The organism is Mesorhizobium sp. M0601 (genome assembly GCF_040320845.1).
Classification (GTDB): Bacteria; Pseudomonadota; Alphaproteobacteria; order Rhizobiales; family Rhizobiaceae; genus Mesorhizobium.
In genome coordinates this window covers 156,759-162,758 of record NZ_JAMYQK010000011.1, presented here as the reverse complement: position 1 = coordinate 162,758, position 6,000 = coordinate 156,759, and the positions used below count along the sequence as shown (strand labels likewise).

9 protein-coding genes are annotated in these 6,000 nt (G+C 63.6%); 4 read left to right on the top strand and 5 right to left on the bottom strand.

Translation table 11 applies throughout. The features are described 5' to 3' along the window. A partial coding sequence (locus NKI41_RS13600) for a transposase (protein WP_352683431.1) occupies positions 1–383 on the top strand: 383 nt, incomplete at its 5' end. A 59-nt stretch (positions 384–442) separates the two neighbouring features. Here NKI41_RS13600 and NKI41_RS13595 read toward each other — a convergent pair. The 3 genes from NKI41_RS13595 to NKI41_RS13585 form a co-directional block, all read right to left on the bottom strand. Next, a complete protein-coding gene (locus tag NKI41_RS13595) occupies positions 443–730 on the bottom strand; it encodes an ArsR/SmtB family transcription factor (RefSeq protein WP_023678497.1) in 288 nt (95 codons plus the stop codon). A 31-nt stretch (positions 731–761) separates the two neighbouring features. Further along, a complete protein-coding gene (locus NKI41_RS13590) occupies positions 762–2,009 on the bottom strand; it encodes an MFS transporter (RefSeq protein WP_352683429.1) in 1,248 nt (415 codons plus the stop codon). A 95-nt stretch (positions 2,010–2,104) separates the two neighbouring features. Next, positions 2,105–2,299, bottom strand: a complete 195-nt coding sequence (locus tag NKI41_RS13585) for a DUF1192 domain-containing protein (RefSeq protein ID WP_023678495.1) — start codon at positions 2,297–2,299, stop codon at positions 2,105–2,107. Positions 2,300–2,423: 124 nt separating this feature from the next. On the opposite strand from NKI41_RS13585, the gene NKI41_RS13580 reads away from it, so the two are divergent. From NKI41_RS13580 to NKI41_RS13570, 3 genes are all read left to right on the top strand, one after another. Next, on the top strand, positions 2,424–3,434 hold the full coding sequence (locus tag NKI41_RS13580) for an NAD(P)H-quinone oxidoreductase (RefSeq protein ID WP_352452476.1): 1,011 nt from the start codon (positions 2,424–2,426) through the stop codon (positions 3,432–3,434). Positions 3,435–3,566: 132 nt separating this feature from the next. Further along, complete coding sequence (locus NKI41_RS13575; RefSeq protein WP_023678493.1) at positions 3,567–3,707, top strand: DUF1127 domain-containing protein; 141 nt, start codon at positions 3,567–3,569, stop codon at positions 3,705–3,707. A 354-nt stretch (positions 3,708–4,061) separates the two neighbouring features. Then, positions 4,062–4,757: a DUF1013 domain-containing protein gene (locus NKI41_RS13570; RefSeq protein ID WP_023678492.1), complete on the top strand. Its 696-nt coding sequence runs from the start codon at positions 4,062–4,064 to the stop codon at positions 4,755–4,757. A 59-nt stretch (positions 4,758–4,816) separates the two neighbouring features. Here the strand turns inward: NKI41_RS13570 and NKI41_RS13565 are convergent, their stop codons facing one another. Continuing rightward, complete coding sequence (locus NKI41_RS13565) at positions 4,817–5,536, bottom strand: helix-turn-helix transcriptional regulator (protein ID WP_023678491.1); 720 nt, start codon at positions 5,534–5,536, stop codon at positions 4,817–4,819. Between the two features lie 18 nt (positions 5,537–5,554). Continuing rightward, positions 5,555–5,962 carry a hypothetical protein gene (locus tag NKI41_RS13560; protein ID WP_352683427.1) on the bottom strand — a complete coding sequence of 136 codons (408 nt, stop codon included), beginning with the start codon at positions 5,960–5,962 and terminating at the stop codon, positions 5,555–5,557. Positions 5,963–6,000: the final 38 nt, after the last annotated feature.

The window sequence follows — 6,000 nt, the reverse complement described above, 5'->3', positions numbered from 1 at the left end:
CCCGTCGCTTCGCTATCCTCGTCTCGATCCCGGGCGTCTCGGCAATCACCGCCTTCGCGCTTCTCATCGAAATGCCCGAACTCGGCACGCTCGGTCAGGGTCAGGCTGCTTCCCTCGCAGGCCTCGCTCCCGTCGCACGACAGTCCGGCAACTGGATCGGCCGCGCCTTCATCCGCGGCGGGCGAGCCAATGTCCGACAGGCACTCTACATGCCCGCCCTCGTCGCCATGCGCTTCAATCCCGATCTAAAGGCAAAATACCACCAACTCACGGCCGACGGCAAAGCCTCAAAACTCGCCATCACAGCCATCATGCGAAAGCTCATCATCCTCGCAAACGCACTACTCAGGGACAATCGGACCTGGACACCATCTCTCCCTTGACCAACACGGATACTCTAGGCTCGATGCTGCATAGTTGCTCGACGCGCTGACGATGCCTCTCAGCTTCCGGGTGAACCGAGCTGCTCCGCATCCCAGAACTGGTCAAGCCAGATGTTGAGCTTCAGGAAGCCGGCATTGCTGACCGTATAGACGCGCCTGGTGCCTTCCGGCTTGGCGTTGACCAACCCCGCATCAAGCAGCACCTTCAGGTGCTGCGAAACGGCCGGGCGGGACACCGGCAAGCCGGATGCCAATTCGTTGACGGTCTTCGGTCCGCGCCGGAGCTCTTCCAAGAGATGGCGCCGGTTGGGATCGGCAATCGCCATGAAGGCGTCGGAAAGCATCATGCCTTATTTGTGGGGCAAAGCGCCTCGAATCTCAACTGTCGGCTTCAGCTTTTCTGCGCGGGTCGAGCCGCAACGCTTCCGGCGTCACCGAACGATCGGCCGGCTGGGTCTTGAAGGCATCGCGGCCTTCGATCGGCACCGGCGCGCGACGGCTGATGCGCAGCAGCGTATAGCCAGCCAGGCTGAGATGCGCGAGCGCAGTGGCCAGGAACAGCCCCTCAGGGCGCATCCAGCCCATCAGGCCGGCGGCCACCAGCGGACCGATCATCGTGCCGAAGCCATAAAGCAGCAGCAGGCCGCCCGACACTTTGACGAAGTCCTCCGATCGCGCATGGTCATTGGCATGCGCCACCGCGATCGAATAGAGCGTGTAGGCGAAGGCGCCGTAGGCGGCGGTGCAGACGATGACGAAGACGCCGGAGCGCGGTTCGAACAGGAAGATGGCGATGGCAAACAGCGCAGCGCCGCAGGCCGCGCCCGCCAGCACGAAACGACGGTCCGTCGTGTCGGAGAGCCGCCCGGCCGGAAGCTGCATGGCGGCGCCGGCGATGACCACGAGGCTCATCATCAGCGCGATCTCGGCTGTCGAGATGCCGATGCGCGCTCCATAGACGGCACCAAGTGTACCCCAGGCGCCGTTGGCGATGCCGATCAGCACGCAAGCGATCGCCGACACCGGCGAATTGACGTAGAGCCCCTTGACGTCAAGCGACACGTCCTGCAGCGGCTTGGGGTGAGACGCCGTCGAGACCGCCGTCGGGATCAGCGACAGGCAGAACAGAATGCCGGTGATCATGAACAGCGACGCCGATCTCACATCGCCGCCGGCAACGATCATCTGACCGCCCATGATCGAGGCATAGGTGACCATCATGTAGAGGCCGAAGACGGTGCCGCGGTTTTCGTTGGTGGCCTTCTCGTTGAGCCAGCTTTCGATGACCATGAAGGCGCCGGCCATGGTGAAGCCGGTGAAGGCGCGCAGCAGGATCCAGGTATATTCGTCGATGATCAGGCCGGTGAGCAGTGCGACGATCGCTCCCGATGCGGCAAAGGCGCCGAAAGCCCTGACATGACCGGCGCGGCGCACGATGCGTGGCGCAAAGAAGCAGCCGGTGACGAAGCCGCCGGCCCAAGCCGTGCCCATCAGGCCGAGCGATGCCGTCGAGAAGCCCTCCACCTGTCCGCGCAGCGGCAACAGCAGACCGTGCAGTCCGGATGCCGCCAACAGGAACGCGGTGCCGCGCAGCAGCGAGAGGATCGGTCTGTAGCTTGCGAACATTTTTCAATCCGGCTGGGGTTTAGGGCACAAGTCTGGAGACAGCGGCATTCGGCTTTTCGGCGGCGTGCCCGAGCTTTTGGAATTACCCGCAGTAACTACCCGCGGCGAAACAGCGCCTCTGCCGCCGACTTGGTCGAGCCCTTGGTCTTGAGCTCGGCTTCCAGCCGGGCGATCTCGTCGCGCAGGATGCCGATCCGTTCGGACAATTCATCGACGGAAAGCAGCGACAGATCCTGCCCGATCTCGTGCGGGCGCGCTTTCTTCTTGGGTTCGTCGTCGAAGATCGCCATCGTCGCTCCTCCGTGATTGCCCATTTGCCTGATTTGCCAATGAGCATACATAGGGCAAGGGTATGGATGCAAATGGCGGGCAAGAGCTGGCACGAGAAACCGGCGGAGCACGACGGGAAAATTCATGGCGAACGCACAGAAAATTCCGGCGAAGATGATGGCGATCGCCATATCGGAACCGGGCGGGCCGCGGGTGCTGAAAGCGGAAACCCGCGACGTACCGGTTCCCGGTCCTGGCGAGATCCTGATCCGGGTGCGGGCCGCCGGCGTCAACCGGCCGGACGTGCAACAGCGCAAGGGCGCCTATCCGCCACCGCCGGGAGCGTCGGATCTGCCGGGCCTGGAAGCAGCAGGCGAAGTCGCTGCCCTTGGTGACGAGATATCGCGCTGGCGCGTCGGCGACCGGGTCTGTGCGCTGACGGCGGGCGGCGGCTATGCCGAATATGTCAGAGTGCACGCCGGCAGCGTGCTGCCGCTGCCCGCCGGCTTTACCTACACCGAAGCGGCGGCGCTGCCGGAAAACTACTTCACTGTTTGGCACAATGTCTTCGAGCGCGGCGGCCTGAAGAGCGGCGAGACACTGCTCGTGCATGGCGGCTCGTCGGGTATCGGCACCACGGCGATCCAGCTTGCTGCCGCTTTCGGCGCCTATGTCGTCACCACCGCCGGCAGCAAGGAGAAATGCGACGCCTGCCTCAAGCTCGGCGCCGACCGGGCGATCAACTATCGCGAGGAGGACTTCGTCGCCGCAGTCAAGGAGGCAACCGGCGGCAAGGGTGCCAATGTCATCCTCGACATGGTCGGCGGCGACTATGTGGCGCGAAACTATGAGGCTGCAGCCATGGAAGGCCGCATCGTCCAGATCGCGACGCAGGGCGGGGCAGTGGCGAGCGCCGATTTCTTCAAGATCATGGCCAAGCGGCTCGTGCACACAGGATCGCTGCTCAGGCCACGCACCGTGGAGTTCAAGGCGGCAGTTGCGGCTGCGCTCGAGGCGCAGGTTTGGCCGCTGCTCGGCACGCGCAAGGTTGCGCCGGTGATGGATACGATCTTCCCGCTCAAGGAAGCGTGGCGGGCGCATGAGCGGATGGAGGAGGGTGAGCACATCGGCAAGATTGTGCTCGATGTCGCCTGACGGCCCGCAAACAGGCTGAACGAAAGCTTAATGGTGCAATGCAACAAACGCATTGCGGCCATGCAAAAGCGTCTGTTCAATTTTTCATCGCCGATGCCTATTTACGCGGCATCAAAACGATGGAGGACTATAATGAACCCGATCCGCGCTTTCCGTAACTGGCGCATGTACAACGAAACCGTGCGCGAACTAAACCGGCTGAATGCTCGTCAGCTCAACGACCTCGGCATCAACCGCGGCGACATCGAGAGAATCGCCCGCAAAGGGCTTTGATCTCGAGCACGATCCCGCTCGAAGACCGGGCGCCGCTTTTCGGCAACGCCGAGCCGCGGTTCGGGATCAAGCTTTAGAAGCCAGAGCCGCAGCAGACGGATTTCCGTCGCCGGTTCCGAGCCCGCCCGACCTTGGTCTGGCGGGCTTTGTCTTTTTGAAGGTTTCGACTGCATGGCGTCATCTGCCGACCCTTCGCGGTCTGCTGGTCGCGCTGCCGTGCCGTCCTTGACGCGCGCCTGCCAAAAACATTGCGAAACGGCGAGCGAGCGGTTATATAGACCGCGATTTTCCCATTTTGGTGGCTCTAAACCACCGCCCGCGCGGGAACGCGGGCGAACGAGAAGGATTTTTGAAATGGCCAATACGCTGCTGATGCCAAAGGCGACCGCCGTCTGGCTGGTTGACAACACAGCGCTTTCCTTCGAGCAGATTGCGCAGTTCTGCGGACTGCATCCGCTTGAGGTCAAGGCGATCGCCGACGGCGAGTCGGCGCAAGGCATCAAGGGCATGGACCCGATCATGACCGGCCAGCTCACTCGCGACGAGATCGCGCGCGCCGAGAAGGACGCCAACCACCGGCTGAAGCTCTCCGATCCCAAGGTGCGGGTGCCGGAATCCAAACGCAAGGGTCCGCGCTACACGCCGCTGTCGAAGCGCCAGGACCGGCCCAACGCCATCCTCTGGCTGGTGCGCAACCATCCCGAGCTCAAGGATGCGCAGATTGCCCGCCTTGTCGGCACAACGAAGTCGACGATCGACCAGATCCGCGACAGAAAGCACTGGAACTCCGCCAATCTCCAGCCGATGGATCCGGTGACGCTCGGCCTGACGTCGCAGATCGACCTCGATATGGAAATCAACCGCGCCTCGCGCGGCCGCGAGCAGGCGCAGCCGGTCGGCGATACGCTGCTGCCGGCCGCCTTGACCGAACGGCTGGTGCCGGCGCCCGAAAAGCCGAAGGACGAGGACCGCGAACTTGACGCCAACGCCGTCTTCGCCAAGCTTTCGGCGCTGAAGTCGAAGGACAAGGACGCCGACGAAGAGGAATAGGTCTGGCATCCAAAACTAAAAGCCCGCTTTCAAGCGGGCTTTTTTTGTGATCTTCCGTGTCAGCTTCGCGCCGCCCGGTCCGGCGCCATGCCGTAATCCTCGCTGCGCTCCACCGCGCGATAGAAATCAGCGAGCTGCTTGCCGCGCTCCGGCTTGAAGGTGCGGCCGGCGATGACCACCGAGGCGATGCGGTCGATGCGGAAGGCGCGGAAATCGCCGCGCATCTCACACCAGGCGACCAAGGTCCACACCTTGCCCCAGAACCACAGGCCGAGCGGGCGGATGTCGCGCGCGGTGCTGCGGCCGGCCTCATCCGAATAGTCGATGGTCAGCACCTGACGTTTCTCGATGGACCGCTCGATCAGGTCGATGGCTTCGCGGGCGGCATCGCTTACCACCCACATCGGCGTGTGGATCTCGGTACGGGCGATGCGGTCCTTTTCGGCGTCGGGCAACACGGCGCCTATCTTGACCAGCGCCTCGTCGGCGGCTCGCGCCATGGCCGCGCCGCCAAAGGCGCGCACCATGCGGGCGCCGGCGACCAGCGCGACGATCTCGTCACGCGTGAACATCAGCGGCGGAAGATCGAAACCCTCCCTCATCATGTAGCCGACACCGGCCTCGCCGTCGATCGGCACGCCGGTCGACTGCAGGTCTGCGATGTCGCGATAGATCGTCCGCTCGGAAACCTCGAGCCACGTGCCCAGCTTCTGGGCGGTGACCAGACGACCACCACGCAGATGCTGCACGATCTGGAAGAGCCTGTCGGCGCGGCGCATCGTATGGTCCCTCGGCGTCTATCGTTCCAGCCCTTCGCGCTTGCGCTGCGCGGCGACGAAGGCCGCGCCGAAGGACAGTTTCTTCGTTGTCGGCGTGCTTGCGTCGACCACCCGCCAGAACGGCGCAACGTCGCCCAGCGCCATACCACCCTCAAGATCCTCGTTGGCGGCCTCGGCGACGGTGCGCAGATGATAGCCGATGGTGACCGGACATGTCATCTCGGCACCGTGCTCGATGGCGAGAGCGGTGCGCAAAGCGCGGATATTCATGTCCATGCCTTCGGGGATAGAGCGGATGAATGCATGGACCTGGCGAGCTGTAGGAACCAGCATCGGCTGGCCTTCGACGACGTCGCCGATGGTGCGTGGCGACGGTGTTATGCCGTTGATGCCAGGCGTGTTCAGCCTGTCGTTCCAGCTTTTCATCGATCGTCCTCTCGGCCATCCGGCTCCGGCGGCCATCG

Excerpts from the sequence above, each read along its gene's own strand:
- NKI41_RS13560 (WP_352683427.1), bottom strand. The coding sequence starts at position 5,962 with ATGAAAAGCTGGAACGACAGGCTGAACACGCCTGGCATCAACGGCATA.
- NKI41_RS13570 (WP_023678492.1), top strand. The coding sequence starts at position 4,062 with ATGGCCAATACGCTGCTGATGCCAAAGGCGACCGCCGTCTGGCTGGTT.
- NKI41_RS13590 (WP_352683429.1), bottom strand. The coding sequence starts at position 2,009 with ATGTTCGCAAGCTACAGACCGATCCTCTCGCTGCTGCGCGGCACCGCG.
- NKI41_RS13575 (WP_023678493.1), top strand. The coding sequence starts at position 3,567 with ATGAACCCGATCCGCGCTTTCCGTAACTGGCGCATGTACAACGAAACC.
- NKI41_RS13565 (WP_023678491.1), bottom strand. The coding sequence starts at position 5,536 with ATGCGCCGCGCCGACAGGCTCTTCCAGATCGTGCAGCATCTGCGTGGT.
- NKI41_RS13585 (WP_023678495.1), bottom strand. The coding sequence starts at position 2,299 with ATGGCGATCTTCGACGACGAACCCAAGAAGAAAGCGCGCCCGCACGAG.
- NKI41_RS13595 (WP_023678497.1), bottom strand. The coding sequence starts at position 730 with ATGATGCTTTCCGACGCCTTCATGGCGATTGCCGATCCCAACCGGCGC.
- NKI41_RS13580 (WP_352452476.1), top strand. The coding sequence starts at position 2,424 with ATGGCGAACGCACAGAAAATTCCGGCGAAGATGATGGCGATCGCCATA.